This window comes from Fodinibacter luteus (assembly GCF_039541575.1).
Taxonomy (GTDB): Bacteria; Actinomycetota; Actinomycetes; order Actinomycetales; family Dermatophilaceae; genus Fodinibacter; species Fodinibacter luteus.
The window spans coordinates 109,915-135,308 of sequence record NZ_BAABGM010000025.1 but is presented as its reverse complement, the minus strand read 5'-3'; the positions used below and the strand labels follow the sequence as shown (position 1 = coordinate 135,308).

Genomic DNA, 25,394 nt, shown 5'->3' with positions numbered 1-25,394 from the left:
GCTACGTCGATCCCGTTGAATCGTCTACGGTTCTCACGCCTGCTGCGGGGTGTGACGGGGCTCGCTGTCGAGGCTTGTTGCCGTGGTCGCCGGTGCTGCGACGCTGCGGGGCCAGGCCCAGGCGGAGCGCAGGATGAAGGCCAGGATGAGCACCTCGACTCCGATGTGGAGGCCGTAGTAGAACGCCCAGTCCGAGGACGCCCCCGCCGCGTTGAACACCATGACAGGGATGTAGAGCGATGCCACGACGAGGTTCGTGGCCCGGTTGAACCGGGCGGGCAGCGCCATGGAGAGCATGACCATGAGGGCCGGGATCCCTATGACCACGAGGAAGACGGTCATCAACGTCGGGGTGATGTCGAACTCGAAGATGCCGCCACCCCGGATCTGGTCGATGGCGCCGGGCTGGTAGAGGTGGAAGTAGTCGACGTAGATGACGAAGAACATCAGGCTGGTCCAGGCCGCCGCGAGCTTGGCCTGCACGGGGACCGGAGGGTTGTCGAGCGGGTTCGGGGTGTTCGTTCGAATGGTCATGGTTCTTCCTTCGAGAGGAGCGGTCCGTCCGCCGGAAGTGGCGGCAGGTCTGGGGGTGCTGACGCACCGGTTGGGTCGACCCCGTCGGTCCGGTCGTCAGAGTGACGACGACCTTCCCTCGGGTGTGGCCGGGCCCGACGCTTGCTCGTACACCGTACGTCGTACGCCGTACTATGGGCGTACGCTGTACGATTGTCAAGCCGGTCGAGAGAGCAAGGAGGCCCGTGTCCGTGAGGAAGCAACGCCACGTCGCGTCGGGCACGGGGCTGAGCAGGCAGCGGGTGGTGGTCGAGGCGATCCGGCTCGCGGACCGTGAGGGGGTCGACGGGCTGAGCATGCGCCGGCTGGCTGGTGTGCTCGGCGCGGGCGCCATGTCGATCTACCACTACGTGGCGAACAAGGAGGAGCTGCTCGACGCCATGATCGACGTCGTCTTCGAGGAGATCGAGCTCCCGCCCGAGGAGACCGACTGGCAGTCGGCGATGCGACGGCGGTCGGTCTCCGCCCGACAGGTTCTCGCACGCCACCCGTGGGCGATCGGCCTGATGGAGTCGCGGACATCGCCGGGGCCCGCGCACCTGCGCCATCGCGAAGCGGTCACCGCCTGCCTGCGCCGGGCTGGCTTCTCGGTCCTGATGGCGACGCACGCCAACTGGTTGCTCGACGTCTACGTCTACGGGTTCGCCCTGCAGGAGGCCAGCCTGCCGTTCGACACCGCTGGCGAGTTCGCGGACATGGCCGAGGACGTCTTCCTGCCCCAGCTTCCTCCGGACGAGTTCCCCTACCTCAACGAGTCCGCCGCGGCGCTCGTCGCTGCTGGCTACGACCCGGCAGAGGAGTTCATCTTCGGCCTCGACCTCGTGCTGGCCGCCCTCGAGCCCCTGAGAGCCTCCGCATAGCAACTCTCACGGGTGGTCCCGTCGGGCGTCAGGGGTTCGGCGCCCCTGGTTGGATGACCGTCTGCAGGAGCATTCGGGTCAGCCAGGACTCGTAGCGTTCCGCGGACCAGCCGTGGTCGAGGATGAGCATGTCGGCGACCTGGGGGCTGTACAGCACGTAGAGGGTCGCGGCGGCCTCTTCGGCGTCGACGCGCAGCCCGTCGGGACCGGCGAGGATGCCGGCCGAGGCGGTCATCTCGCGCCGGCGGGCCGCCTTGACGTCCTCCATCACGGCGGCGAGCTCGGGGTCGGAGGCGGACGCCTCGGCGACGACCCGCACGATCGGCGCCACGCGCTCGATGATGGACCGGCTGAGGGCGGCGTCGAGCTCGGCTCGGCGTCGGGCGTCGGGTTCGGCGGCGATCGCCTGGGACTCGGGGCGCTGGGTGATCGGCAGGGGGTTCTCGTCGGCGGCGATGCTGCTCTCGATGAGCTGCCGGAGGAGCTCGCGCTTGGTGCCGAACACCGCGTAGACGGTCGGGGCCGCGACGCCGGCGTGTTCGGCGATCGAGGTGATGGTCGTGGCGGTGTAGCCGTGCTCGACGAAGAGCGTGCCCGCCGCGGCGAGGATCGCGCGGCGGGTCTCCCGAGCCTGGGCCTGACGGCGGGTGGACGAGTAGGACCTCTTGACAGACACGGAGGAAGAGTATCAATGTATTCAATACAGTAAAACTCTATCGAAGGGGACGGTCATGGCCTACGCGACGCTCACGGAGTACGACGTCGACCTCGACACGCACATGGCGATGGGCCAGGCCGTCGGGGACGCCCCGGTGAAGGGGCTGATCCTGCACCTGGCGGGCCCGAGTGAGCGTGGCGTGCACAGTCTCGACGTCTGGGAGAGCAGGGAGGACTCGGAGCGCTTCTGGACCGAGCTGATGGTCCCCGCACTGCAGCACATGGGTGTCCAGGGTGGTCCGCCGCTGAGCTACCAGGAGTTCGAGATGCCGTACGTCCTCCGGGGATGACCACCGCGGGGAAACTCGGCTGGCCCCCGTCGTCGGCCTCGGTCTCCGCAGCCGAGGCTGGCCGTGACCCCCCTCATTGTGGCTATGGACCGAGTCGCCGCCGGGGCGGACACTGAAAGATGCCCCATCCCCCTTGATCCGGGCATCCAGTAGGAGGCCCACATATGAAGCGGGCATCGGTCGTCGTCGTGGCTCTGGTGTGTGCCGTGTTCGGGCTCCCACCGGCGGCGTTCGCCGCAGGCAGCTATGGGGCGGTCGTGGAGAGGGGGTTGCGGGGCTGCACGACCGACGACGAGACGGGGATCGTCATCTGCTTCGAGGCGCCCAGCGTGAACGCCGAGTCCCGAGACGTCTTCCTCGAGGTCTGGCCGGCTGCCACCGCGTACTTCGGCTGGGGTCGCCCCGCCACGGCCACGATGCGGGTGCGCTCCGTGTCCGTCACCGTGGCGACCCCACGAGCGGGCAGGACGGTGATGACGTACCTCGCACGCGCGGACCGGGTCCTGTCCCTCCTTGAATGCAGTGACCGCCTTCGATTCCACTCGTCCAACGGCACCATTCGGCTGCAGAGCCTGGTGAGCGACTGCGAGGCCCGTTGACCGGGCTCACGCGGAGGGAGTCAGGAGCGCCATCGCGATCTTGCGACCCGATCCTCGCCTGGTGAGGGCCGATGGAGGGGTACGTCGTGAGGATGACGTCCTGCCGCGCGGCGTCCGATCCGGCTCGCCCAGCCCCTCGACCGTTCACTCGGGTCGGCGCCACACCGAAGGCGGGCGGTGGGCCCGACGCACGCTTCTCGGGTCGACCCTCCGCGCGTCCGTTCCCCGCGGGGGCTGCCTACGCGACGATGGGGTCCATGGACGAGCCCACGTTTCGCACGATCTTCGAGCCGTTTCGGATCCACTCGGTGGAGCCGCTGCGGATGAGCACCCGCGCGGAGCGTCGCGGATACCTGCGAGACGCCGCCTTCAACCTCTTCCAGGTGCGCGCCGAGCACGTCCTGGTCGACCTGCTGACCGACTCGGGCACCGGCGCCATGAGCAGGGACCAGTGGGCCGCGATCCAGCACGGTGACGAGTCGTATGCCGGGTCTCCGTCGTACTACATCTTCACCGACGCGGTCCGCGAGCTGTTCCCGTTCGAGCACGTCATCCCGGTGCACCAGGGTCGCGCCGCGGAGAAGATCCTCTTCTCTGTCATCGGTGGTCCGGGAAAGGTCGTTCCGAACAACACCCACTTCGACACGACGCGCGCGAACGTCGAGGCGACCGGTGCCCTGGCCATCGACCTCCCGGTCGTCGAGGGCCGGGACCTCTCCTCGCAGCACCCGTTCAAGGGGAACATGGACCTGGCGGCCCTGGAGGACCTGCTGGCGCGCCGGGCAGCAGACGTTCCGTGCGTCTTCGTCACGATCACGAACAACAGCGGCGGCGGGCAGCCCGTCTCACTGGCCAACCTGCGGGGCGTCCGCGGGATCTGTGACCGTTACGGCAAGCCGTTGTTCCTCGACGCGTGCCGGTTCGCCGAGAACGCCTGGTTCATCCGCGAACGCGAGGAGGGCCAGGCGGAGCGGGAGGTCGCCGACATCGTGCGCGACATGGCCGCCCTGGCGGACGGGATGACGATGAGCGCCAAGAAGGACCCCATGGGCAACATCGGGGGGTGGCTCGCCATGAACGACGACGACCTCGCCACGGCCTGTCGCAACACCCTGATCCTCACCGAGGGCTTCCCGACCTACGGCGGTCTGGCCGGGCGCGACCTGGAGGCGCTGGCGCAGGGGCTCACGGAGGTGGTGCAGCACGACTACCTCAGGTACCGGATCCGGTCGACCGCCTACCTGGGCACCGCACTGCAGGAGCGGGGCATCCCCGTGCTCAGCCCGTTCGGCGGACACGCCGTCTACATCGACGCGCGGGCGCTGGCACGCCACCTCGACCCGCTGGAGTACCCGGGCCAAGCGGTGGCCGTGGCTCTCTACGAGACGGGCGGCATCCGCTCGTGCGAGATCGGCACGGTGATGTTCGGCAGGCAGCCGGATGGAACCGAGGCACCGGCATCCATGGACCTCGTCCGGCTGGCCATTCCTCGGCGCACCTACACGCAGAGCCACATCGACTACGTCATCGAGGTCTGCGAAGAGGTGGCCGCGAACGCCGACGCGCTCCGGGGATACCGGATCGTGGCGGAGCCCAAGACGCTGAGGCACTTCACCTCGTCCTTCGAACCACGGCCCTAGCGATCCGGGGGCCACACCCGGCACTGATTCCGCTCCGGTCAGGTGCGGCCCGTGGGGGTGGTCCGGAGCCCGACGAGCTCCGCGGAGACGTCCCACAGCCGTGCTGCCGCCACGGCATCCTGTGAGGCCCTCGACGAGGCCCTGGGCCTGCTGTTCGCGAAGTACCGGCTGGTGACGCCCTCCACGTCGGGGGACGAGGCGAGGTGGACCGAGGTCGCCGCGCCGCGCTCGGGGCTCTTCATGAAGGGCCGGACGACCGGCAGCATGAGCCGCATCCAGCCCTTGGAGTCCTCACGCCCGAAGTTGGTGCGGACCACGCCGGGGTGCAGGGCGTTGGCCGTGACGCCCGACCCGGCGAGCCTGCGGGCGAGCTCGTAGGTGAACATGACGTTGGCGAGCTTGGACTGGTTGTACGCGCGCTGGCCGCTGTAGTCCCGCTCGCCCTGCAGATCGGCGAAGTCGATGCTCCCCATGGCCTGGGCCCCGGAGGACACGGTGACGACCCGGGCCGGTGCGCTGGCTCGCAGCCGCTCCAGCAGCAGGTTGGTCAGGAGGAACGGGGCCAGGTGGTTCACCGCGAAAGTGTGCTCGAGGCCGTCGACGGTGACGTGCCGGGTGGCCCAGTACCCGCCGACGTTGTTGACGAGCACGTCCAGGCGCGGGTACGCGTCGAGCACCTCGTCCGCGAGCCGGCGCACCTGGTGCTGGGCGGACATGTCGGCGACGAAGACGTCGACCTGGCCGCCGGATTCGCGGACCTGGTTCGCAGCGGCCTCGGACCGGGCGGCGTCGCGGCCGACGATCCCGACCCGGGCCCCGAGCCCGGCGAGACCGGCGGCCGTGGCCAGGCCGATCCCGCCGGTCGCGCCGGTGACCAGGACGGTCCTGCCGGTCATGGTGCTCATCTCAGCGGACGATCTTGACGTTGAACGCCGCGGTGCCCAACGCGCCCATGAGGCGCAGCCAGATCGGAAGGTACATCTCGGTGCCGCGGGCGGTGCTGATGTCGCCGAGGTCGATGACGTCGGTGTGGCCGAAGCTCTCGAGCAGCCCGGTGACCGTGGCCTTCGCCGCCGCGTCGTCGCCGGAGACGAACACGGACGACTCCGCTCCCAGCGAGGCGGGGTCGACCATGAGGTCGGCGTTGAGCGTGTTGAGCGTCTTGACCACGCGAGCCTGCGGGAAGGCACGCTGGATCTGCTCACCGAGGGAGTCGGTGTCCTTGACGAACAGGGTCGGAGGGAAGCCCTGGGAGAAGTCGAGCGGGTTGGAGATGTCGACGAGCACCTTGCCGGCGAGGTGCTCGGCGCCGACCTGCTCCAGGGCCGGCAGGGCGCCGGAACCGTTCGTCGCGTTGACGACGAGCTCGGCGCCGGCAGCCGCCTCGGCCAGGGGTACGAGCGGCACGTCGGGGTGGGATGCCGACCACGACGAGAACGGCGGGCTGCCCATGCCGTCAGGTGTGGTGCGGGCCAGGGTCGCCTGCGGGTCGCGGGTGCCGATGGTGACGTCGTGGCCGAGGCCGGACAGGCGCCCGGCGAGGGCCCGGCCGACCATGCCGGTGCCGAGGACGGCGATCTTCATGGGGTTCTCCTCATGTGAGTCACGCAGGTAGACAGGTTTGTCTACCACTGTCGGCACGCTAGCAGACAGGTCTGTCTACCTGCAAGGGCTCCGGGCCCCTCCGGGACGGGTACTGGCGCGCTCTACCCCGTCTGCGACTCGACGAACCGCAGCCAGTTCCGGAGCTCCACCTGACGGATCTGCGGATCGATGAGGTCGTCCCCGACGCCGAGCTCGGCCCGCAGCTCGGCCGAATCGGGCTGCCCCGCAAGGGCCTTCATCGCGTCGGCGTGCCGGATGACGGCCTCCTCGTCGGGGAAGAATCCCTCCCGAACCAGCGCCGTGGCGCGGGCCCCGACGAGGCGGCCCATCTCGTGCAGGTCGTACTCGGGGTGGTACTGGGCGGCCCAGAACGTGCCGATGGTCGCGGCTTGCACGTGGGTGTGTTCGTTCGTCGCCAGCAGCGGTGTGACGCCGGGGAGCCGGGTGACCTCGTCGAGATGCATGACGAACGCATCGAAGGACGACGGCTTGCCCACGAACATCGGCGACGAGACGGCATCCGAAGTCAGGCGGATGCCGCGGGCGACGCCCCACTCCCGTCCGTGGGGGTTGACCGCCACCTCGCCCCCGGCGACGAGAGTGGCGAGCTGGATGCCCCAGCAGCTGCCCCAGCACGGCCTGCGGGCATCGAGCAGATCTCGCGCGAGGGCGAGCTGAGGCGCCACCCGGGGGTCGTCGACGTGGTAGGCGGTCAGGTCGGAGCCGGTCCACATGAACGCGTCGAAGTCGTCGGTCGTGGTGCCCTCGGGGAGAGCGAAGTCGGGGTCGGCGATGTACGCGACCTCGGTCGTGGCGTGGGGTGCCTCGCGCGCGAGGAAGGCCCGGAACAGGTCGTGCGGGTGGCCGACGTCGGAGCGGTCGAAGTTCTCGCGGCTGGCACGGGGGTAGCAGCTGACGATGAGGATGCGCAGCGCCGCGGCGGTCGTGGGTGAGGTCATGGGCGGGCTCCGTGCTGGGGGAAGTCGGTGATGATGCCGGTGACACCGAGGGCCGTCAGCTCGGCGATCAGCCCGGGCTCGTTGGGGGTGTACACGTTGACCCGGATGCCGCGGGCCAGCACCGCGCGCAGCTCGTCGAGCGAGACCCGCGTGACCCGGACGTTGAACGTGTCGAAGGCGGGGTCGGCGAAGTCGACGGGGTCAGGGGGGAAGAGTCCGAGGATGGCCTGGAGCTCGAACTCCGGCCGGACCGCCGCGAGCGCCCTGAGCCACTCGTGCCGCGCCGACGAGAACACGAGGTGCTCAGGTCCGATGCCCACCTCGTCGACCACGGCGAGGGCCGCCCCCACCACCTCGAACCGGTCCTGCGGCGCCGGCTGGGTCTTGAGCTCGAGGTTCATCCGCCAGCCGAGCTCGACCGTCAGCTCGAGGGCCTCGCGCAGGGTCGGCACCTTCTCGCCGCGGTAGGAGCCCAGCTCAGCCGCCGTCACCGCGCCGGCCGCGACCTGACCGAACGGGTCGGCGCGCTCGAACCACGAACCGGCGTCGAGGGTGCGGATCTCAGCCAGCGTGTACGTCGAGAACGGCGCCGGCACCCGGTCGGGGAACTTCTCGGCCACGTCCGTCGTGCGCATCATCGCGTCGTCGTGCATGAGCACGACCTGGCCGTCCGCCGTGATGGCGGCGTCGGTCTCCCAGACGTCGGCCCCGATCGCACACGCCTTGCGAGCCGCAGCCAAGGTGTTCTCCGGCGCGAGGCTCTGCGCGCCCCCGTGGGCGATGATGGTGACCAACGCTGCTGCCTCGGTAACCCCACCAGCGCCGGCGACCTCGGCTGGTCGCACGCGGGGACGAAGGTGGCCTGACCTGCGCCCGGCACACCGGGCGCGGACTCACTCTACGACCCGCCAAGTCCGACCGTGCGAAGACCCTAGGTGCAGACCAGGGTGCAGGAGCCGAGCTGCGGCGAGCTGACGTCCACCTCGAGCCCGGGTCGCAGGTCGACCGGTGCGGTGATTCCGCCGGTGAGCACGATCATCCCTGCCTCGAGGCGGGTGCCACGGTGGGTCAGCTCGGCGAGCAGGTAGGCAACGGCCTCGGCGGGCGAGCCCATGGCGGCGCGGCCGTCACCGGAGCGCCGCCCGCCGCCGGAGCGGCGCTCGCCGCCCCAGGTCATCGTCAGGGACAGGTCCTCCGGTGCGACGTCGACCTCGACGAACGGCCCGAGCGCGTAGGCGGCCGCGGACGAGCCGTCAGCGGTGTTGTCCAGCCAGGTGAAGTCGTACGACTCCCATCGGGGGTCGACCACCTCGAGCGCCACGGCCCATCGGCCCGAACGCATCACGTCGGCTGCACCGATCCCGGCACCGGAGAGGGCCTGGTCGGCGCGGAACGCGAACTCGGGCTCCGCCTTCGGGTGCCGCAGCGTGGACAGGGCCAGCGTGCCGGTGGTCGCCATGTCGTCCCACAACGACCCGAAGTTGGGCGTGTCGATTCCCAACGCCTCACGCATCGCCGCCGACGTCCAGCCCAGCTTGTACCCCGTGCGCTGCCGTCCGCGGCTCAGCAGGCGACGGTCGACCTCGGCAGCGATCGCCCAGGCCTCCTCATCCGTCAACCCGGTCGCGTCCCGGGAGAACAGCGGAAGCCCCTCGAGCGTGCTTCGCGCCCGCTCGAGACGGTCCGCGCCGCTGCTGACGTCCATGATCGCTCCCGTCTCACCCGGCTGACGCCCCCCGCTCAGGGGCGAGGCCGCGAGTCCCACACCTCGGAGGTGGTCGGATCCAGGGAGCGGTGCCAGGTGTGCCGCCGACGCTCGCTGACGTCCGTCAGCGCTCGACGGACCTGTGCCGGCGACGCCCTCGTCTCGAAGTCGAGCCGCATCGCCCCATTGGAGCACCGGGAGGTCGACCGAGTCCACACCCACATCGAGTCGCGCCCGCACGGCACGGCACGGCGCTGGAGTTCTACCCGGTGGGCACCGAGATGTACGCGCCCACCGGGCCGGAGCAGGCGGCTTTCCGGCACAACGAGGCGGCCACCGGACACACCGCGACCCACGCCGCCATCTCGTCGAGCTCGAGGTGAACGAGTGATGGCCGTCGCCGAGCGCGAGGGATGGCGTGCGCTCGTGCTCCCGCGCGGCGGGTTCGACGTGATCGAGCTCTGGATCGACAACACCGTGATGCTCGAGCGCTCACCCCGCGAATGGTCGCCGACTACCTCACCGTGGCCCCTCGACCGCGGCGCGCCAGCTGACCTGATCGCGGCCGACGCACCCGCACACGCGCGTCCGCCGGTCGTTACCGTGGAGTGGTGAGCACGACGCGGCGCCGCAGGATGCTGGTGTGGTCGGGTGTCCTCTCGCTCCTCGTCGCGGGCGTCAGTGTCGCCGGCCTGGCTGACCCCGACGTGTACGCGCAGGAGACGCGGAACTGGGCCACCCAGGCCCAGGGCCAGGACCTGGGCAACCTCCTTGCGGTCGTCGTCCTCCTGGTGTCGGCGCTCCGGTACCACCAGGGGTCGCAGCGTGCGGGGCTCGTCTGGCTCGGCACGTTGCTGTACCTGGTCTACGCGTTCGTGGTGTACGCGGTGGCTGTGCACCTGAACCAGCTGTTCCTCGGGTACGTCGTGGTGCTGGGGCCCAGCGCCTGGGGGCTGATCTTCCATGCCGGCGAGGTGCGCGCGGGGGGTCGGCCGACCCCCCGGGCACGCGCACGGACCGTCGCGGCCTGGGTGCTCATCGCCACCGGGGTGATGTTCGCCGCCCTGTGGCTCAGCGAGCTGGTGCCGGCGCTGCTCACCGGGACGGTGCCGGCCAGCCTCACGGACGCCGGGCTGTGGGTGAACCCGATCCACGTCATCGACCTCTCGATGGTCCTCCCGGGCTTCGTCATCTGCGGTGTCGCCGCGCTGCAGGGCCGTGACCACGGCCTGTTCTGGATGGCGCCATGGCTGGTGTTCTCGGTGCTCATGGGAAGCAGCATCGTCGCGGCGATGGTGCTGATGACGGTCGACGGCGCCGTCGGCACCGCACCCGCGACGGTCATCGTCTCCGTCGTGGTCGTGGCGAGCCTCCTCGCCGCGCGGGCCTACCTCACACCGGCGGTCGGCCCCGACCCCTGAGCTCTTCGCGACTGCCACAGGTCCATGGCCGCGGCGGCACACGCAGCAGCCGTGGCCGGGAGGGCGAGGAAGAGCCCGAGCTCGGCGGACTCGCCACCGGCGACGACACTGGCCACCACTGCCGCCAGGCCGATCGCGACGATGCCCAGCCGCAACCAGTCCCGCCCGGGATGCCGCCTCGTCCCCGTCAGGTCCCGCACCGCCGCGACGACGGGCTCGGCCAGGAACGCCACGACCGCCAGGGCCGCGATGACGACGAGCTCCCACGGTCCCTCGTCCTCCGGGAACAGGCCCGGCAGCCGGCGCAGGACGGAGACGAGCGCGATGATGGCCATCCCGATGAGCGCGCTGCCGACCACGGCTCCGACGACGGCAGCGACCAGGACGCGCCACCCGAACGTCCGACCGGAGGCGCGCCAGGCGAGCAGTGGGCCGCCGATGGCCGCGACCGGCATCGCCAACGCGCCGACGAGCTCGAGCCAGACCGGTGGCGTCACGAGGGTTCCCGGTTCTCCGCCCGAGACCAGGTACGCAAGCAGCTCCTGCACCCCGATCGCGACGAGGAAGATGCAGGCTGCGTACAGGAACGCGTCCGCAGCGAAGTGGTGGCGATCACGGCCCACCATGGCGGGCCGGGTCGGTGTCACGGTCATGTCGAACACCTCCACGCAACCGTCGACCCGGGCGGCTGCTGGTTCCATCCTCCCGCTCGACGACCGGGCCGCCCCACGAGTGTGTGCCAGGAGACGCAGCTCGGCCCGCCGGTGGACACGAGCTCGTCGAGCTCAGCGCGGACGTCACCGCTGACGCGCCCCGGTCCGGTGGGCACCGGACGCGAGTCGTGCCACACTCCCGGAGATGGAGCAGCGCCCGGGTGAGGTCGAGCTGTCGATGGACGAGCTGCAGGCAGTCGCCGGGTACGCCGTCGCCTGCGCCGAGCCTGCGCTCGTCATCTTCCGCACGGCCTGCCCCCAGGACCCCCGTCCGGCGGCGGCGCTGGCCGCCGGGCGGGCCTTCGCCGAGGGCGCGCCCCGTTCCCGCCTGCAACGGACCGCCTCCGTCGAGGCACACCGCGCCGCCCGGGACGCACCGACCGAGGCCGCGAGCCACGCAGCCCGCGCGGCCGGGGATGCCGCTGCGGCCGCGTACCTCCACCCGCTGGCGAAGGCCACCCAGGTGCGCCACATCCTTGGCCCGGCCGCGCATGCCGCCCGGGCGGCTGAGCTCGCGCGCGGCGATGACCCCGTGGTGGCGGAGTACGTCCTCACGGCCGCCGCGCGGCGAGCCCGACCCGTCGTCGTCGACGTGCTGACCCGCTACCCGCGCGCGCCGGCCGGGCGCGCCCGCGTGGCGGTCCTCGTGCACCGGCTGGACAGCCTGCTTCGGGACCCCCCGCCCACGCCGCGCGTCGTCGACGACCCTGGACCGTTCTTCCACGGCACGAGGGCCGAGCTGCGGGCGGGCGACCTGCTCACGCCCGGCTGGAGCTCGAACTACGGCTCGGGGCGCCGGGCCGGGCACGTCTACCTCACGGCCAGCGCCGAGGGCGCGCCTCTGGCCGCCGAGCTCGCTCGTGGCGACGGCCCCCCTCGGGTCTACCGGGTCGAGCCGACGGGCACCATCGAGGACGACCCGAACGTCACCGACAAGCGCTTCCCCGGCAACCCGACCCGCTCCTACCGGACGACCGCACCCGTGCGCGTCATCGAGGAGGTCACGGGGTGGCAGCCTCCTGCGCCGGAGCTGGTCCGGCACCTGCGTGAGCGCCTGGTCGAGCTGGCCGACCTCGGAATCGAGGCCATGGACGACTGACCCGGCATTCATCACGGCGTCAGCGGCGACGACGACCGCCAGCACGAGGGCCTCGTCCTCACCGGCAGCGATCTCGACCCCGCTCGACGTCGACCTCGGACTCGTGGCCGGCACCGCGCCGGTGGCGAGTCGTCGGGGATTCCCGTCGGCGCCGTCGCAGGCGAGGATGGGACCGTGAGCGTCGACATCGAGGCCGTCCTCGACCGGCCCATGGTCGAGGTGTCGGCCAAGGACCTCGCGAGGCTCACGCGCGTGCTCGAGGCGCAGGATGACGAGGAGTGAGCAGGCAGCACCGCACGGGGCTGGGGCGTGGTCTCCTCGTGGTGCTGCTGCTCGGAGGGACGGTGGTGGCGATGCTCTGGGCGCTGCAGCGTCAGCTGGTGTACTTCCCCGACCGCACGCGGGTCCCTCCGGCCGGTGAGGTCGTCGCCGGGGCGCGCGACGTCACGCTCCGCACCGCCGACGGCCTCGAGCTGGGTGCGTGGTTCGTCCCGGCGACCGGCCCCGTCGACACCGGGATGGCTGTCCTCCTCGCACCGGGCAACGGCGGCAACCGGGCCGGTCGGGCCGGGTTCGCCGAGGAGCTGGGTCGTCGAGGACTCGCCGTCCTGCTCATGGACTACCGCGGGTACGGGGGCAACCCGGGCCGTCCCAGCGAGGACGGCCTCGCGGCCGACGCGGACGCCGCTGCCCGCGCGCTGGTGGAGCTCGGGTACCCACCGCACCGGACCATCCTCTTCGGTGAGTCGCTGGGGACCGGGGTCGTCGCGGCGCTGCAGGCCCGGCATCCGCCGGCAGGAGTCGTGCTGCGCTCGCCGTTCACCGACCTCGCGGACGTGGGGTCGCACCACTACCCGTGGATGCCGGTGCGCGCACTGCTGCGTGACCGGTTCCCCGTCGTCGCGCACCTCGCCACGAGCGAGGTCCCGGTCACGGTCGTCTACGGCGACCGGGACTCGGTGGTGCCGACGGCGCTCAGTGCCCGGGTCGCCGACGAGGCACCGTCGCTGGTCGAGCGGGTGGTGGTCGGTGGTGCCGACCACAACGACGACGTCATGTTCGGCGCGCCGGTCGCCGACGCGGTCGCCCGGCTCGCGCACCGCGTGGGGTGACGACCCACGGCATCCCCGCGGGTCGTCAGAAGGGCGTCGGTACGTGACGGAGCGCGAGGTCGGGCTCGACGTAGCCGTGGGGCTTCTGCCTCCTGGGCAGCTCGACGTCCTGAAGGGGGAGCGGCCGGTAGGGGACGTGGTCGAGGAGGTGGGTGATGATGTTGAGCCTGGCTCGGCGCTTGTCGTTCGAGTCGGCCACGAACCACGGCGCCCAGGACGAGTCGGACGCCCGGAACATGGCGTCGCGCGCACGCGAGTAGTCGTACCAGCGGCTGTAGGACTTCAGGTCCATCCCCGAGAGCTTCCACACCTTGCGCGGGTCGTCGATCCGGCTCTGCAGCCGCCGTGTCTGCTCCTCCTGGCTCACCTCGAGCCAGTACTTGACGAGCACGATCCCGGAGTCGACCATCGCGCGCTCGACGGCGGGCACCCATTCGAGGAAGCGCTCGGACTCCTCCTCGGTGCAGAAGCCCATGACGCGCTCGACGCCCGCGCGGTTGTACCAGCTGCGGTCGAAGATGGCCACCTCGCCGGCAGCCGGCAGGTGCGGGAAGTACCGCTGGATGTACATCTGCGACCTCTCCCGCTCGGTGGGAGCGGGGAGGGCGACGACCCGGAACACGCGTGGGCTGACCCGCTCGGTGATCGCCTTGATCGTGCCGCCCTTGCCCGCCGTGTCGCGGCCCTCGAAGACGACACAGATCTTGGCCCCCGTGTCCTTGACCCACTCCTGCATCGCCACGAGCTCGCCGTGCAGCCTGCGCAGCTCGTGCTCGTACTCTTTCCGCTTCATCCTCGCGCCTGCATCGCTCACCGCGGTCCTCCTGTCACGACCCTTGACGGGCCACCGTCGCTCACTGCACCGTGGCGCTGGCCGGTGCGAGGGGTCGCGCCGGCCGGGCCGTGGTCATGGCGCCGATTCTGCACCCGGACCCGGTTCGCGACCAGGGACGGCCCGACCCGCCGGCGCGACGCCGGGGCCGGCATCCACGTCGGCGCCCTGTGCAGCCGTCGCCGTGCTCGACGGACGGGTGCGAGGATGCGGTCGTGACGACCTCGACGCTGCTCGACCGCCTGGGACGCCTCTCGACGACCAGCCTCGTCGACGCGTCGCCCACCCTGCGCATCCTGCCGCCCACCCTGCGGCCGATCGTGTCCGGCCGCCACCTCGTCGGGCGCGTCGTCACGGCCCGGGCGAACCGGGACCTCATGTCCGTCATCCACGCCCTGCGCGAGTCCGGGCCCGGGGACGTCCTCGTCGTGGATCCGGGCGGGGACGACCGTGCGGTCGCTGGAGAGCTGTTCGGCACCGAGGCCCAGCGACGTGGCCTCGCCGGGCTCGTCATCCACGGCCGCTCCCGCGACACGGCCACCCTCGCAGCGTTGGCGATGCCGGTCTGGTCGACGGGGGTGGCTCCCCACGCGTACCCGGCGAGGGCGATCCCGGAGACCGGCGTCACCCTGTCGCTCGGCGGCGTCCGGGTCGCCCCGGGCGACCTGCTCGTCGGGGACGACGACGGGCTCGTCGTCGGTGCCGAGGACGAGCTCGCGGCCGCCGTCGGGGGAGCCGAGGCGATCGAGGACCGGGAGAAGGGGCTCCAGGCGCGCATGCTCGACGGTGCGTCGCTCTTCGACGTCATGAACTACGACGAGCACCTCGCCGCCCTGCGTGAGGGACGCCCCAGCGGCCTGTCCTTCGGCTGACCACAGGAGGTTCGACATGACGACGTTCGCCCGGCGAGCCGAGCGCGTGCAGCCCTCGGCGATCCGCGAGTTCCTCGCTCTCGCAGGCGATCCACGGATCACCTCCTTCGCTGGTGGCTATCCGGACCCGACCCTGTTCCCCATCGACGAGCTGCACAAGATCTACGACGACCTGCTCGCGAAGGAGAACGCGTCCGCACTGCAGTACACGGCATCCGAGGGACTGCCCGAGCTGCGGTCGCTCGTCGCGGCCCGGCTCACCGCGGACGGGATGCCGTGCACCGGCGACGACGTCCTCATCACCCAGGGCGGGCAGCAGGGACTGGACCTCACGGCGAAGCTGTTCGTCGACCCGGGCGACGTCATCGTCACCGAGCGCCCGACCTTCCTCGGTGCCCTCATCGCCTTCAACCCCTGCGAGCCGGACTACCGCTCGGTGCGCATGGACGACGAGGGCATGGACACCGACGCCCTCGAGGAGGTGCTGCGCGGCACCGACCGGGTCAAGCTCGTCTACACGGTGCCGGACCACCAGAACCCGACGGGCCGCACGATGAGCCTGGCGAGGCGGCAGCGGCTCGTCGAGCTCGCCGAGGAGCACGACGTCGTCGTCCTCGAGGACACGCCCTACCGCGAGCTGCGCTACGAGGGCGAGCGGCTCCCGACGATCAAGAGCCTGGACCCCCACGGCCGGGTGGTGCACCTGGGCAGCTTCTCCAAGATCCTCGCCCCCGGGCTCCGGCTCGGCTGGGCGCTGGCCACCCCCGAGGTCCGGGAGAAGCTCGCCCTCCTCAAGCTCGCCGCGGACACCCAGAACGGCACGCTCAACATGCGGGCGGTCGCGGCCTACCTCGAGGGCTTCGACATCGAGGCGCACATCGAAGACATGCTCCCGACCTACCGGCACAAGCGGGACCTCATGCTCGCGACGATGGAGGAGCACTTCCCTCCGGGGATCACCTGGACCCGCGCCCGGGGCGGGCTCTTCACGTGGGCCACCTTCCCGCCGCGGCTCGATGTCGCGGCGTTCCAGCGTGACGTCCTCATCCCGCGCTCCGGGGTCATCGTCGTGCCGGGGGCACCCTTCTTCGCCGACCGACCGGAGTCCCACCACGCCCGGATGAGCTTCTCGGGCGTGCCCGACGAGCGCCTCGTCGCCGGCGTCCGGTCGATGGGCGCCCTGCTGGCGGAGGCCCTGGCCTGAGAGCGGTGGGCGCGCTCCCGGCATCCGATGGTGCCGTCCGCAGCGGACGGTGGCGAGTCCACCGACAGGCAGGAGGGCGCCCGTGCGCCGTCGCTGAGCGGGGGGCCAGGGCTCCCAGCTCGCCACTGCCTGTTGCCGGGTGCACCCCACGGCGGCGTCGCGGCCGGGACCGGTGGCGAGCCCGCCCTCACCCTCGCCGGGTGACGCGCCGCGGGCGGGGGGATCGGTAGAACGGGCCTGGAGCGAGGCATCGTGTGCGCCCGTGCCCGCGACCCTCGCCGGAAGGACGGTCAGCATGACCCTTCACGACCGCAGGCTCGACTCGCGGGGCCGCCCCCTGCACCCCGACCGGAGCGTGCGCCGGGCGCAGTCGACGTCCTTCGCCGCCGTGCTGCTCGTGGTCGTCGGTGCCTTCCACGTCGTGCACGGGCTCACGGCGCTGCTGAGCGAGGAGTTCGTCGCGCCGCCGAGGGGCTACTTCCTCGGCGAGGACATGATCACCACGTGGGGCTGGGCCCACCTGCTGCTCGGTGTCGCGGCCGTGGCGGCCGGGTGGTCCCTGCGGCGGCGGGTGATGTGGGCGCGTGGGGTGACGGTCGCCGTGGTCACGGTGAGCATGATGGCGAGCTTCCTGTGGATCCCGTTCTACCCGATCGCGGCGGTCCTCATCATCGTCCTGGACGTGTTCGTCATGTGGGCCGCCTTCGCGGACTACGACCCCAAGGCTGAGTGATCCCGGCCCCGAGGCGGGGCGGATGCCGGGGTGCTAGACCGGCCGGGCGGTCACCGAGCGCAGCTCGTCGGCCCCCGCGCCGGTGAGCTGCTCGAGACCGGCCGGCCGGCCGGTGAGCATCAGGAGCAGCGCACCGACCGGTCCGGCGACCTCCGGCCCCTGCCCGCGGCTCCATGCGGTGTCGGTGGCGGTGAGGTGGTAGCCCTCGAGGGCCAGCCTCCGGTTGACGGTGGCGAGCCACGTCCCGCGGGTGTCCCACCGGCGGGTCGCCGCCATGGCACCCGCCGCCGGCCGCAGGTCGAGTCCGAGGCGCAGGGGGTGGGCGATGTCCTGGCTGTGGACGAGGATGTCGGTGAGCGTCTCGAGCGGCGTGACGAAGGCGTTGTGCCGGCGTGAGCCGATCATGCCCCTGATGGTGGCGACGATCTCCCGCTCGGACAGCACGCCGGCCTGCACGACGGCGGAGTCGTGGATCGTCGCGTTCAGGGACCCGCCGCGCAGGATCCGGGGGTGGCGCACGACGAAGGCCACGGCGTCCCGGATGCGTTCCCGCTGCGTCGTGAGGTGGGCGGCGACGTGCCGGACCGTCCAGCCCTCACACAGCGACGGGTGGTCCCACTGCGCTGCGGTGAGCTGCTCGAGGAGGGCGGCGGTGCGCTCCCGCTGGTCGTCGATGGCGGACCACACGGCATCCGCCTCGTCCGGGGTCATCGTGGTCATCGCGTCCTCCCGTCAGGTGAACACCGGTGGGCGCACCCGGGTGCGCTTGAGCTCGAAGAACTGTGGGTAGCCGGCGAGGAGCCGGGTGCCGTCGAAGACCCGGACGGCGTCGTCGCCACGCGGGATGGCGTTGAGCACCGGGCCGTAGACGGCCACGCCGTCGAGGTGGGTGATCGGCGTGCCGACGTCACCGGCGATGGGGGCGATGCCGGTCTCGTGGCTGCGCCGGAGGGCCTCGTCGTGCTCGTCGGACTCCATGGCGTCCTCGAGGTCGGGCGGCAGGCCGGCCCGGGGCAGGGCCACACGGACCGCCACGTGGTACTCGGCGCTGCTTGGGTGCCTCCAGTGGTCGAACACGACCTCGCCGAAGGCGGTGTAGAACGCCCCGAGGACGTCGTCGCCGAACCTCGTCACTGCTGCGGTGGCGACCCTGGAGGGCCCTCGGGAGTCGTCGAGGACGCGTCGGTAGTCGGCCGCGACGTCGGTGCGGTGCGCGTTGAGCAGGTACAGGCTCATGACGTGGTGGCGCACCCGGAGCCGGCGGCGTTGCCCGACCTCGAGGAGCCAGCGGGATGCCGTCCACGAGTACGGGCACACCGGGTCGAACCAGAAGTCGACGACCGTCGGATCGGGCGTGGCGTCCATCGGCCTCCCCTCCTTCCCACTACAATGGTCCTACGATCGAACCATTGTAGTTCGACTGTAGGACCATGTGAAGGGGGTCAGGTGGAACGGGAGCTGCCGACCAGCCTGTTGATGTTCATCGCCTCCCGGGCCGCCGCGGATCGCGTCTTCCGGGCCGAGGCACCGGATGCCGGGTGCGCCGGCGGGGCGATGGCGCGGGCGGGACCGGTGAGGCGGGCGGGATGCCGGGTGCGCCGGCGGTGGCGTGCCGGGTCAGCGAGCGCTCTGGGCGTACCAGGACTCCTGGATGCTGCGCTCCATGACCAGGCGCTGGCGGGTCTGGACCACGATGCCGACGAGGGCGAGCACGACGAGCAGGGCGTACCAGCCCCAGCCGTCCTGGATCGTCTCGGTGACCGTGCCCTGCGTGAAGTCGGCGGACTCGAGCGAGCCCACGACGAGCATGATCCCCGCGACGACGCTGACCGCTCCGGCGATGGCGCTGACCACAGAGAGCACGACCATCGGCATGTTGCCGAGGACCGCCACGAGCCCGAGGATGGCACCGAACACCAGGCCGACGAGGACGGCCACCCAGCTCCAGTCGATCCCGAGGGCGACGACGAGGCCCGAGCCGATCGCGAACCCGAAGGCGGCCATCGCGAGCACGACCGCCACCGCGAAGTAGAGGTACGCGAGCAGCGCGAAGACGATGGCGAGGACGAACCCCGACACCCAGCCGAGCAGCGTGCCGAGGAAGCGCTCGTCGGCAAGCTCGGCGAACAGCCCTGCCCCGAAGGCGAACCCCGCGAAGAAGCCCCAGATCGGAAGGATGAACCGCAGCACGAACTGCCCGCTGAAGACCATGACGCCTCCGGCGAGGATCGCGAACAGGCCCAGCACGATGTCTGCCATGCCTGCAATGTAGGACCCGCGACGCCCGTCCGGTGCGACGACACACGGCTTCCGGGCCACCGGTCCACCGGGCGACCCGGCGCGTACCGTCGCGCCATGGGTGAGATGACGACGGTCGGCGACCTCCCGGCATACCGAGCGGTGCCCTCCGGTGTCGGGCCGTGGCCGGGGGTGGTGCTCGTCCACGAGGCGTTCGGCCTCGACGACGTCATGCGCCGCTCGGCCGACCGGGTCGCGGCGATGGGGTTCGTCGTGCTCGCCCCCGACCTGCTGGCCCGCGGGCGCAGGCCGGTCTGCCTCGCGCGGACGTTCGCGGCGATCGGCCGCGGGCGGGGCCGGGCGTTCGAGGACCTCGAGGCCACCCGCACCGCCCTGCTCGACGACGCGCCGTGCTCGGGCGCGGTCGGAGTCATCGGGTTCTGCATGGGCGGGTCGTTCGCGCTGCTGCTCGCGGGCCGCCCGGGGTGGGACGCCGCGTCGGTGAACTACGGCATCCTGCCCCGCGACCTGGACGTGCTCGAGGGTGCGTGTCCGGTCGTGGCGAGCTACGGGGGGCGTGACCTCCTACTCCGCGGGGCGGCGCGGCGGCTCGAGGGCGCCCTCGAGGCGCGGCGGGTGCCGCACGACGTCGAGGAGTACCCGGGGGCCGGGCACTCCTTCCTCAACGACGCGGACAACGCCCCGTGGTACGCCGCGCCGGTGTCGCGCCTGCTGCTGCGGGCGGGTCCGCAGCCGGCCTCGGCCGAGCACGCGTGGGGGCGCATCGAGGCCTTCCTCCACGACCACCTCGGGCCGTGACTGCGCCCGCCCGCCCCGGATCGCCCGACTGACTGCACATCACCCACGCCCGGGGACCCTCGGGGCGTGGGTGATGTGCCATGAGTCGAGGTCAGGCGAACCGTCAGGCGAACTGCCAGGAGCGCTTGCTCAGCCCGAACCAGAAGCCCTCGATGACGCTGCGGGCGGCGACCCCACCCGAGGCCGACGCCGCGCCGAGCGCGACGTAGAGCGGCGCCCAGTGCTCGGTACGTGGGTGGGCCTCGCGGGCCGCGGGGGCCTTGGCGAGGAAGTCGAGCACGGCGTCGACGTCACCGGCCCCGACGGCCTCGGCCGCCCAGTGGTCGAACTCGGCCGACGGGGCGGGCGGCGGCGCGTCCGACGGGGCGCCAGGGTCGAACCAGCGCAGGTTGTGCGTCGTGAACCCCGAGCCGACGATGAGCACGCCCTCGTCGCGCAGGGGGGCCAGGCGCCGGCCGAGGTCGAACAGCCGCTGCGGGTCGAGCGTCGGCATCGACAGCTGGAGCACCGGAACGTCGGCCTCGGGGAACATCTCCTTGAGCGGGACGTACGCCCCGTGGTCGAGCCCGCGCGCCGGGTCCTGGTGGAGGGCCTCGCCGGCCCCTGAGAGCAGGCCGGCCACCGACCGTGCCAGGCCGGGCGCGCCGGGGGCGTCGTAGGTCACCTCGTAGTACCGCTGGGGGAAGCCCCAGAAGTCGTAGAGCAGCGGTACCTCGCCCGACGTCGCCGACACCGCGACGGGCGCGAGCTCCCAGTGCGCCGACACCATGAGCACCGACGTCGGGCGCGGGAGGTCGCTCGACCACGCCGCGAGCTCCGCCGTCCAGCGCTCGTCGTCGGCGAGCGGGGGCGCCCCGTGGCTGAGGTAGAGGACGGGCTGGCGATCGGTGGCGCGGGCGGTCGGGCTCATGCGAGGCTCCTCGGTCAAGTTCATTGAAGATTCAACCATGTGCCTCGCCCGGGTGTTCCCTCGACGCGACGCCGCGTCCATGGTCTCCTGTGGCCATGCCATCCGTCACGCTGCGCGAGATCGGTCCCGACATCGAGGATGCCGTCCGCGCGCTGCGGGTCGCCCCCGGCCAGGAGGGTTTCGTCGCCTCGGTCGAGCAGTCCTTCGTCGACGCCGTCGACGAGCCCGAGGGGAACGCCTGGATGCGCGCCGTGCTGGCCGACGGCATCCCCGCCGGTTTCGTCATGGTGGCGTGGGACGTCGTGCCGGTCCCCGGCGAGATGTGGGGTCCTTACTACCTGTGGCGCCTCCTCGTCGACGCCCGGTACCAGGGGCGGGGCATCGGCGCCGCCGCGGTCGCCCTCGTCGCCGAGGCGGTGCGTGCCGACGGGGCCGACACCCTGCTCACGAGCTGCGTCCCGGGCGAGGGCTCACCGCAGCCGTTCTACGAGGGGCTCGGGTTCGTGCCGACCGGCGAGCTCGACCCCGACGGCGAGGTCATCCTCGCCCTCGACCTCGCCACCGGGCCGACGCGGTGAGCACGGCGACCTTCCTCGGCGTCCACACCGGGTCGTTCTCCACCCCCGCGGTCGGCAACCCCACCGTCGCCATGGTCGAGGCCGCGTACCGGCACCACGGCCTGGACGCCAGGTACCTCAACTGCGACGTGGCGCCCGGGTCGCTCGGCGACGCCGTCGCCGGGGCTCGCGCCATGGGCTGGGCGGGCTTCAACTGCTCGCTGCCGCACAAGGTCGCGGTCATCGACCACCTCGACCTGCTCGCGGAGTCGGCCGAGGTCATCGGCGCCGTCAACACCGTCGTGGCGACGGACGGGGACCTCGTGGGACACAACACCGACGGGCAGGGGTTCGTCGAGTCGCTGCGCACCGTCGTCGACCCGACCGGCCTCGAGGTCGTCGTCCTCGGCGCCGGGGGCGCCGCCCGTGCGGTCGCGGTCGAGACGGCGCTCGCCGGAGCCGCCTCGGTGACGGTGGTCAACCGCAACGCTCGTCGGGGCGAGGAGCTCGCCCGGGTCGTGACCGCCGGCACGGCGGTGCCGGCAACGTTCGTCGCCTGGGACCGTACGTACGCCGTGCCGGACACCACCGACGTGCTCGTCAACGCGACGTCGGTCGGGTTCGGCGACGGCGACGCCCTCGTCGACGTCGACCTCGACAGCCTCGGCGACGGGCTCGTCGTCGCGGACGTCGTCGTGTCCCCACCCCGAACCGCCCTGCTCCGGGCCGCCGCGGCCCGGGGGGCCGTGACCCTCGACGGCCTCGGCATGCTCGTCGGCCAGGGCGCGCTCGCCGTGCGGCACTGGACCGGGGTCGAGCCCGACCGGGACGTCATGCGGGCCGCGGTGGAGCGGGCGCTCGGGGTCTGAACCACGACCGGTTTGCACGAAAGCGTCGTGCGGGCGCTACCGTCGGGGCGTCTCCACGTCGGAGCAGCGACGAATCCGCTGCACGTGGGTCGACGGAACGGATCAGGTGCACCCATGTCAGGACGCAAGCTCGTCATCGTCGAGTCACCGGCCAAGGCGCGCACGATCGCCGGCTACCTCGGCGCCGACTGGGACGTCGAGGCGTCCGTCGGCCACATCCGCGACATCCCGACCCCGAGCGAGCTGCCCCCGGAGATGAAGAAGGGCCCGTTCGGCAAGTTCGGGGTCAACATCGACGACGACTTCGACCCCTACTACGTCGTCGACGCCGACAAGAAGAAGAAGGTCCGCGAGCTCAGGGCGCTCCTCAAGGGCGCCGACGAGCTCTACCTCGCCACGGATGAGGACCGCGAGGGCGAGGCGATCGCCTGGCACCTGCTCGAGACCCTCCAGCCCAAGGTCCCGGTCAAGCGGATGGTGTTCCACGAGATCACCAAGGAGGCCATCCAGCGCGCGGCGAACACGACCCGCGAGGTCGACACCCACCTCGTGGACGCCCAGGAGACCCGCCGCATCCTCGACCGCCTCTACGGCTACGAGGTGAGCCCGGTGCTGTGGCGCAAGGTCAAGGCCGGCCTGTCCGCCGGGCGGGTGCAGTCCGTCGCGACCCGGCTCGTCGTCGAGCGCGAGCGCGAGCGGATGGCCTTCCGGGCGGCGAGCTACTGGGACGTCGAGGGCGACTTCACCCCCGACGGCGAGTCCAACGTCTTCACGGCCCGGCTCACCGGCGTCGACGGCCGCAAGGTCGCCACCGGCCGCGACTTCGCCGACGACGGCACCCTCACCACGGCCAAGGCGGTCCAGCTCGACGAGGCCGCCGCGACCGGCATCGCCGCCGCGCTCCCGGCATCCGAGGTGACCGTCACCGACGTGTCCGAGAAGCCCTACACGCGCCGCCCGAGCGCGCCGTTCACGACGAGCACGTTGCAGCAGGAGGCCTCGCGCAAGCTGCGCCTCAACAGCCGCAACGCGATGCGGGTCGCCCAGCGGCTCTACGAGAACGGCTACATCACCTACATGCGCACCGACAGCACGACGTTGTCGGATGCCGCGCTGGCCGCCGCCCGCCAGCAGGCCCGCGACCTCTACGGCGGGGAGTACGTCCCCGACGCCCCCCGCCGCTACGAGAAGAAGGTCAAGAACGCCCAGGAGGCGCACGAGGCGATCCGCCCGGCCGGCGACCGGTTCCGCACGCCGGCCCAGGTCAGCGGCGAGCTGCGGGGGGAGGAGTACGCGCTCTACGAGCTCATCTGGAAGCGCACCGTCGCCTCGCAGATGGCCGACGCCCGGGGCTCCACGGCATCCGTGCGGCTCGGGGCGACGCTCGGCGAGGGCGCGCCGGCGCGAGCCGTCGAGCTGTCGGCGTCCGGCACGGTCATCACCTTCCGCGGCTTCCTCGCGGCCTACGAGGAGGGTCGCGACGAGCGCCAGGCGACCCGTCGCAAGGACGAGGCCCAGGAGGAGCGCCGACTGCCCCGCCTCGGGGTGGGCACCGCGCTGCGCACCGTGCGCGCCGAGGCGCTCGGCCACGAGACCTCCCCGCCGCCGCGCTACACCGAGGCGACCCTCGTCAAGGCGATGGAGGAGCGCGGCATCGGCCGCCCCTCGACGTACGCCTCGACGATCGGGACGATCCAGGACCGCGGCTACGTGTCGAACCGAGGGTCGGCCCTCATCCCGAGCTGGCTCGCGTTCGCCGTGACCCGGCTCATGGAGGAGCACTTCTCGCGGCTCGTCGACTACGGGTTCACCGCCTCGATGGAGGAGGACCTCGACGCCATCGCCCGCGGCGACGAGCAGCGCGCGGCGTGGCTCCGGCGGTTCTACTTCGGCGACGAGGCGACCTCGGCCGAGGGCCTGCGCGACCTCGTCGACGACCTCGGCGACATCGACGCCCGCGCCATCTCGACGATCGACATCGGGGAGGGCATCGTCGTGCGGGTCGGGCGCTACGGCCCCTATGTCGAGGAGACGGTGCCGGCCGGCGTCGACCCCAGCACCGGGGAGGTGACGGATGCCGCGGCGCTGGGTGAGGGCGCCGCCCCGGCCGCGCCTCGGCGGGCCACGATCGGCGACGACATCGCCCCCGACGAGCTGACCCCGGCCCTGGCGCGCGAGCTGCTCGAGACCGCGGCCGACGACGGTCGCGTGCTCGGCACGGACCCGTCGACCGGCCACGAGGTCGTGGCCCGGGCCGGCCGGTACGGCCCGTACGTCACCGAGGTGCTGCCGGAGGCCGACGAGGCGCCGGCCAAGGGGCGGGGCAAGGCGGCCAGGGCCAAGCCGCGCACGGCATCCCTGTTCAAGGACATGGACCTCGCGACGATCGACCTCGACACGGCGCTGAGGCTGCTGTCCCTGCCGCGCGTCGTCGGCGTCGACCCCGACTCGGGGGAGGAGATCACGGCTCAGAACGGCCGGTACGGGCCCTACCTCAAGAAGGGCACCGACTCGCGCTCGATCGAGACCGAGCAGCAGCTGTTCGACATCACCCTCGAGCAGGCCCTCGCGATCTACGCCCAGCCCAAGCAGCGGGGGCGCGCGGCCGCCAAGCCACCGATCGCTGAGCTCGGCACCGACCCCGTGTCGGGGCGTGCGGTCGTCGTCAAGGACGGCCGGTTCGGGCCGTACGTCACCGACGGGGAGACGAACGCGACCCTGCGCAAGGACGACGACCCGGAGAAGATCACTCCTGAGCGCGGCTACGAGCTGCTCGCCGACAAGCGGGCGCGCGGGCCGGTGAAGAAGCGGACGACGAAGAAGGCACCGACGAAGAAGACGGCGACGCGCAAGACGGCGACCCGGAAGACGGCCGCGAGCAAGACCGCGACGAACGCGAGCGCGACGAAGGCGGCTGCCACGAAGGCGACGGCGACGAAGGCGGCCGCAACGAAGTCGAGTGCCGCGAAGGCGACTGCCACGAAGGACGCTGCGACGGGGCCCGCTGCGACGAAGGCGGCCGGCGCGCGGCCCGCGACGCAGGCCTGAGGCCGGCAGGTCCGGGGGA

At 71.9% G+C, this 25,394-nt stretch carries 28 protein-coding genes and 1 pseudogene; 16 read left to right on the top strand and 13 right to left on the bottom strand.

What is annotated here, in order from left to right; genetic code table 11:
* Window positions 1–33 precede the first annotated feature (33 nt).
* Window positions 34–534, bottom strand: a complete 501-nt coding sequence (locus tag ABD899_RS17640) for a DUF6326 family protein (RefSeq protein WP_345208424.1) — start codon at window positions 532–534, stop codon at window positions 34–36.
* A gap of 230 nt (window positions 535–764) precedes the next feature.
* Between ABD899_RS17640 and ABD899_RS17635 the strand changes: the two genes are divergently transcribed.
* On the top strand, window positions 765–1,433 hold the full coding sequence (locus ABD899_RS17635) for a TetR/AcrR family transcriptional regulator (protein WP_425474991.1): 669 nt from the start codon (window positions 765–767) through the stop codon (window positions 1,431–1,433).
* A 28-nt stretch (window positions 1,434–1,461) separates the two neighbouring features.
* On the opposite strand, the gene ABD899_RS17630 is transcribed toward ABD899_RS17635, so the two are convergent.
* On the bottom strand, window positions 1,462–2,109 hold the full coding sequence (locus ABD899_RS17630) for a TetR/AcrR family transcriptional regulator (RefSeq protein ID WP_345208419.1): 648 nt from the start codon (window positions 2,107–2,109) through the stop codon (window positions 1,462–1,464).
* Between the two features lie 55 nt (window positions 2,110–2,164).
* Between ABD899_RS17630 and ABD899_RS17625 the strand changes: the two genes are divergently transcribed.
* The 3 genes from ABD899_RS17625 to ABD899_RS17615 all read left to right on the top strand — a co-directional run bounded on the left by ABD899_RS17625 (window position 2,165) and on the right by ABD899_RS17615 (window position 4,679).
* On the top strand, window positions 2,165–2,440 hold the full coding sequence (locus tag ABD899_RS17625) for a hypothetical protein (protein WP_345208417.1): 276 nt from the start codon (window positions 2,165–2,167) through the stop codon (window positions 2,438–2,440).
* 164 nt (window positions 2,441–2,604) lie between these two features.
* Entirely contained in the window at window positions 2,605–3,039 is a 435-nt protein-coding gene (locus tag ABD899_RS17620; RefSeq protein ID WP_345208415.1) for a hypothetical protein, read from the top strand.
* A 257-nt stretch (window positions 3,040–3,296) separates the two neighbouring features.
* Entirely contained in the window at window positions 3,297–4,679 is a 1,383-nt protein-coding gene (locus ABD899_RS17615; protein ID WP_345208413.1) for a tryptophanase, read from the top strand.
* Window positions 4,680–4,717: 38 nt separating this feature from the next.
* On the opposite strand, the gene ABD899_RS17610 is transcribed toward ABD899_RS17615, so the two are convergent.
* The 5 genes from ABD899_RS17610 to ABD899_RS17590 form a co-directional block, all read right to left on the bottom strand.
* On the bottom strand, window positions 4,718–5,575 hold the full coding sequence (locus tag ABD899_RS17610; protein ID WP_345208411.1) for an SDR family oxidoreductase: 858 nt from the start codon (window positions 5,573–5,575) through the stop codon (window positions 4,718–4,720).
* 10 nt (window positions 5,576–5,585) lie between these two features.
* Window positions 5,586–6,263: an NADPH-dependent F420 reductase gene (locus ABD899_RS17605; protein ID WP_345208409.1), complete on the bottom strand. Its 678-nt coding sequence runs from the start codon at window positions 6,261–6,263 to the stop codon at window positions 5,586–5,588.
* A gap of 122 nt (window positions 6,264–6,385) precedes the next feature.
* Window positions 6,386–7,243 carry a type 1 glutamine amidotransferase gene (locus ABD899_RS17600; RefSeq protein ID WP_345208407.1) on the bottom strand — a complete coding sequence of 286 codons (858 nt, stop codon included), beginning with the start codon at window positions 7,241–7,243 and terminating at the stop codon, window positions 6,386–6,388.
* Window positions 7,240–8,037, bottom strand: coding sequence for a glycerophosphodiester phosphodiesterase (locus ABD899_RS17595; protein WP_345208405.1), 798 nt, complete (start codon window positions 8,035–8,037; stop codon window positions 7,240–7,242). Before ABD899_RS17595 ends, ABD899_RS17600 begins: the two co-directional genes overlap by 4 nt.
* Before the next feature lie 137 nt (window positions 8,038–8,174).
* Entirely contained in the window at window positions 8,175–8,948 is a 774-nt protein-coding gene (locus tag ABD899_RS17590) for a 2-keto-4-pentenoate hydratase (RefSeq protein WP_345208403.1), read from the bottom strand.
* A gap of 390 nt (window positions 8,949–9,338) precedes the next feature.
* Here ABD899_RS17590 and ABD899_RS17585 point away from each other — a divergent pair, with 390 nt between their 5' ends.
* The gene (locus ABD899_RS17585) at window positions 9,339–9,563 is read left to right on the top strand and encodes a hypothetical protein (RefSeq protein WP_345208401.1); all 225 of its coding nucleotides are present in this window, start codon (window positions 9,339–9,341) and stop codon (window positions 9,561–9,563) included.
* Complete coding sequence (locus ABD899_RS17580; RefSeq protein WP_345208399.1) at window positions 9,560–10,369, top strand: hypothetical protein; 810 nt, start codon at window positions 9,560–9,562, stop codon at window positions 10,367–10,369. The genes ABD899_RS17585 and ABD899_RS17580 overlap by 4 nt, the downstream gene beginning before the upstream one ends.
* On the opposite strand, the gene ABD899_RS17575 is transcribed toward ABD899_RS17580, so the two are convergent.
* Complete coding sequence (locus ABD899_RS17575; protein ID WP_345208397.1) at window positions 10,336–11,022, bottom strand: hypothetical protein; 687 nt, start codon at window positions 11,020–11,022, stop codon at window positions 10,336–10,338. The two genes, ABD899_RS17580 and ABD899_RS17575, sit on opposite strands and share 34 nt — an antisense overlap.
* 205 nt (window positions 11,023–11,227) lie before the next feature.
* On the opposite strand from ABD899_RS17575, the pseudogene ABD899_RS19005 reads away from it, so the two are divergent.
* The 3 genes and pseudogenes from ABD899_RS19005 to ABD899_RS17565 form a co-directional block, all read left to right on the top strand.
* Window positions 11,228–11,611 (top strand): annotated as a pseudogene (locus tag ABD899_RS19005) (putative immunity protein); the annotation flags it as partial.
* Between the two features lie 135 nt (window positions 11,612–11,746).
* Window positions 11,747–12,181 carry an NAD(+)--rifampin ADP-ribosyltransferase gene (gene arr, locus ABD899_RS19000; RefSeq protein ID WP_425474993.1) on the top strand — a complete coding sequence of 145 codons (435 nt, stop codon included), beginning with the start codon at window positions 11,747–11,749 and terminating at the stop codon, window positions 12,179–12,181.
* 278 nt (window positions 12,182–12,459) lie between these two features.
* On the top strand, window positions 12,460–13,293 hold the full coding sequence (locus tag ABD899_RS17565; protein ID WP_345208393.1) for an alpha/beta hydrolase: 834 nt from the start codon (window positions 12,460–12,462) through the stop codon (window positions 13,291–13,293).
* 25 nt (window positions 13,294–13,318) lie between these two features.
* Here the strand turns inward: ABD899_RS17565 and ppk2 are convergent, their stop codons facing one another.
* Window positions 13,319–14,086, bottom strand: coding sequence for a polyphosphate kinase 2 (gene ppk2, locus ABD899_RS17560; protein ID WP_345208391.1), 768 nt, complete (start codon window positions 14,084–14,086; stop codon window positions 13,319–13,321).
* 254 nt (window positions 14,087–14,340) lie between these two features.
* On the opposite strand from ppk2, the gene ABD899_RS17555 reads away from it, so the two are divergent.
* The 3 genes from ABD899_RS17555 to ABD899_RS17545 all read left to right on the top strand — a co-directional run bounded on the left by ABD899_RS17555 (window position 14,341) and on the right by ABD899_RS17545 (window position 16,934).
* A complete protein-coding gene (locus ABD899_RS17555; RefSeq protein ID WP_345208389.1) occupies window positions 14,341–14,997 on the top strand; it encodes an RraA family protein in 657 nt (218 codons plus the stop codon).
* A 16-nt stretch (window positions 14,998–15,013) separates the two neighbouring features.
* A complete protein-coding gene (locus tag ABD899_RS17550) occupies window positions 15,014–16,201 on the top strand; it encodes an aminotransferase-like domain-containing protein (RefSeq protein ID WP_345208388.1) in 1,188 nt (395 codons plus the stop codon).
* 295 nt (window positions 16,202–16,496) lie between these two features.
* Window positions 16,497–16,934 (top strand): DUF7144 family membrane protein, encoded by a 438-nt coding sequence (locus ABD899_RS17545; protein WP_345208386.1) that lies wholly within the window; start codon window positions 16,497–16,499, stop codon window positions 16,932–16,934.
* A gap of 33 nt (window positions 16,935–16,967) precedes the next feature.
* On the opposite strand, the gene ABD899_RS17540 is transcribed toward ABD899_RS17545, so the two are convergent.
* The 3 genes from ABD899_RS17540 to ABD899_RS17530 all read right to left on the bottom strand — a co-directional run bounded on the left by ABD899_RS17540 (window position 16,968) and on the right by ABD899_RS17530 (window position 19,193).
* A complete protein-coding gene (locus ABD899_RS17540; protein WP_345208384.1) occupies window positions 16,968–17,654 on the bottom strand; it encodes a maleylpyruvate isomerase family mycothiol-dependent enzyme in 687 nt (228 codons plus the stop codon).
* 12 nt (window positions 17,655–17,666) lie between these two features.
* Window positions 17,667–18,299 (bottom strand): mycothiol-dependent nitroreductase Rv2466c family protein, encoded by a 633-nt coding sequence (locus ABD899_RS17535; protein WP_345208382.1) that lies wholly within the window; start codon window positions 18,297–18,299, stop codon window positions 17,667–17,669.
* A gap of 252 nt (window positions 18,300–18,551) precedes the next feature.
* Complete coding sequence (locus ABD899_RS17530; protein WP_345208380.1) at window positions 18,552–19,193, bottom strand: DUF4203 domain-containing protein; 642 nt, start codon at window positions 19,191–19,193, stop codon at window positions 18,552–18,554.
* Between the two features lie 96 nt (window positions 19,194–19,289).
* Here ABD899_RS17530 and ABD899_RS17525 point away from each other — a divergent pair, with 96 nt between their 5' ends.
* Complete coding sequence (locus tag ABD899_RS17525; protein ID WP_345208379.1) at window positions 19,290–19,991, top strand: dienelactone hydrolase family protein; 702 nt, start codon at window positions 19,290–19,292, stop codon at window positions 19,989–19,991.
* 103 nt (window positions 19,992–20,094) lie between these two features.
* On the opposite strand, the gene ABD899_RS17520 is transcribed toward ABD899_RS17525, so the two are convergent.
* Complete coding sequence (locus ABD899_RS17520) at window positions 20,095–20,901, bottom strand: dioxygenase family protein (protein WP_345208377.1); 807 nt, start codon at window positions 20,899–20,901, stop codon at window positions 20,095–20,097.
* A 95-nt stretch (window positions 20,902–20,996) separates the two neighbouring features.
* Between ABD899_RS17520 and ABD899_RS17515 the strand changes: the two genes are divergently transcribed.
* The 3 genes from ABD899_RS17515 (at window position 20,997) to topA (ending at window position 25,375) form a co-directional block, all read left to right on the top strand.
* Window positions 20,997–21,479 carry a GNAT family N-acetyltransferase gene (locus ABD899_RS17515; RefSeq protein ID WP_345208375.1) on the top strand — a complete coding sequence of 161 codons (483 nt, stop codon included), beginning with the start codon at window positions 20,997–20,999 and terminating at the stop codon, window positions 21,477–21,479.
* The gene (aroE, locus tag ABD899_RS17510) at window positions 21,476–22,327 is read left to right on the top strand and encodes a shikimate dehydrogenase (RefSeq protein ID WP_345208373.1); all 852 of its coding nucleotides are present in this window, start codon (window positions 21,476–21,478) and stop codon (window positions 22,325–22,327) included. Before ABD899_RS17515 ends, aroE begins: the two co-directional genes overlap by 4 nt.
* A 114-nt stretch (window positions 22,328–22,441) precedes the next feature.
* A complete protein-coding gene (gene topA, locus ABD899_RS17505) occupies window positions 22,442–25,375 on the top strand; it encodes a type I DNA topoisomerase (RefSeq protein WP_345208371.1) in 2,934 nt (977 codons plus the stop codon).
* The last annotated feature ends 19 nt before the right edge of the window (window positions 25,376–25,394 follow it).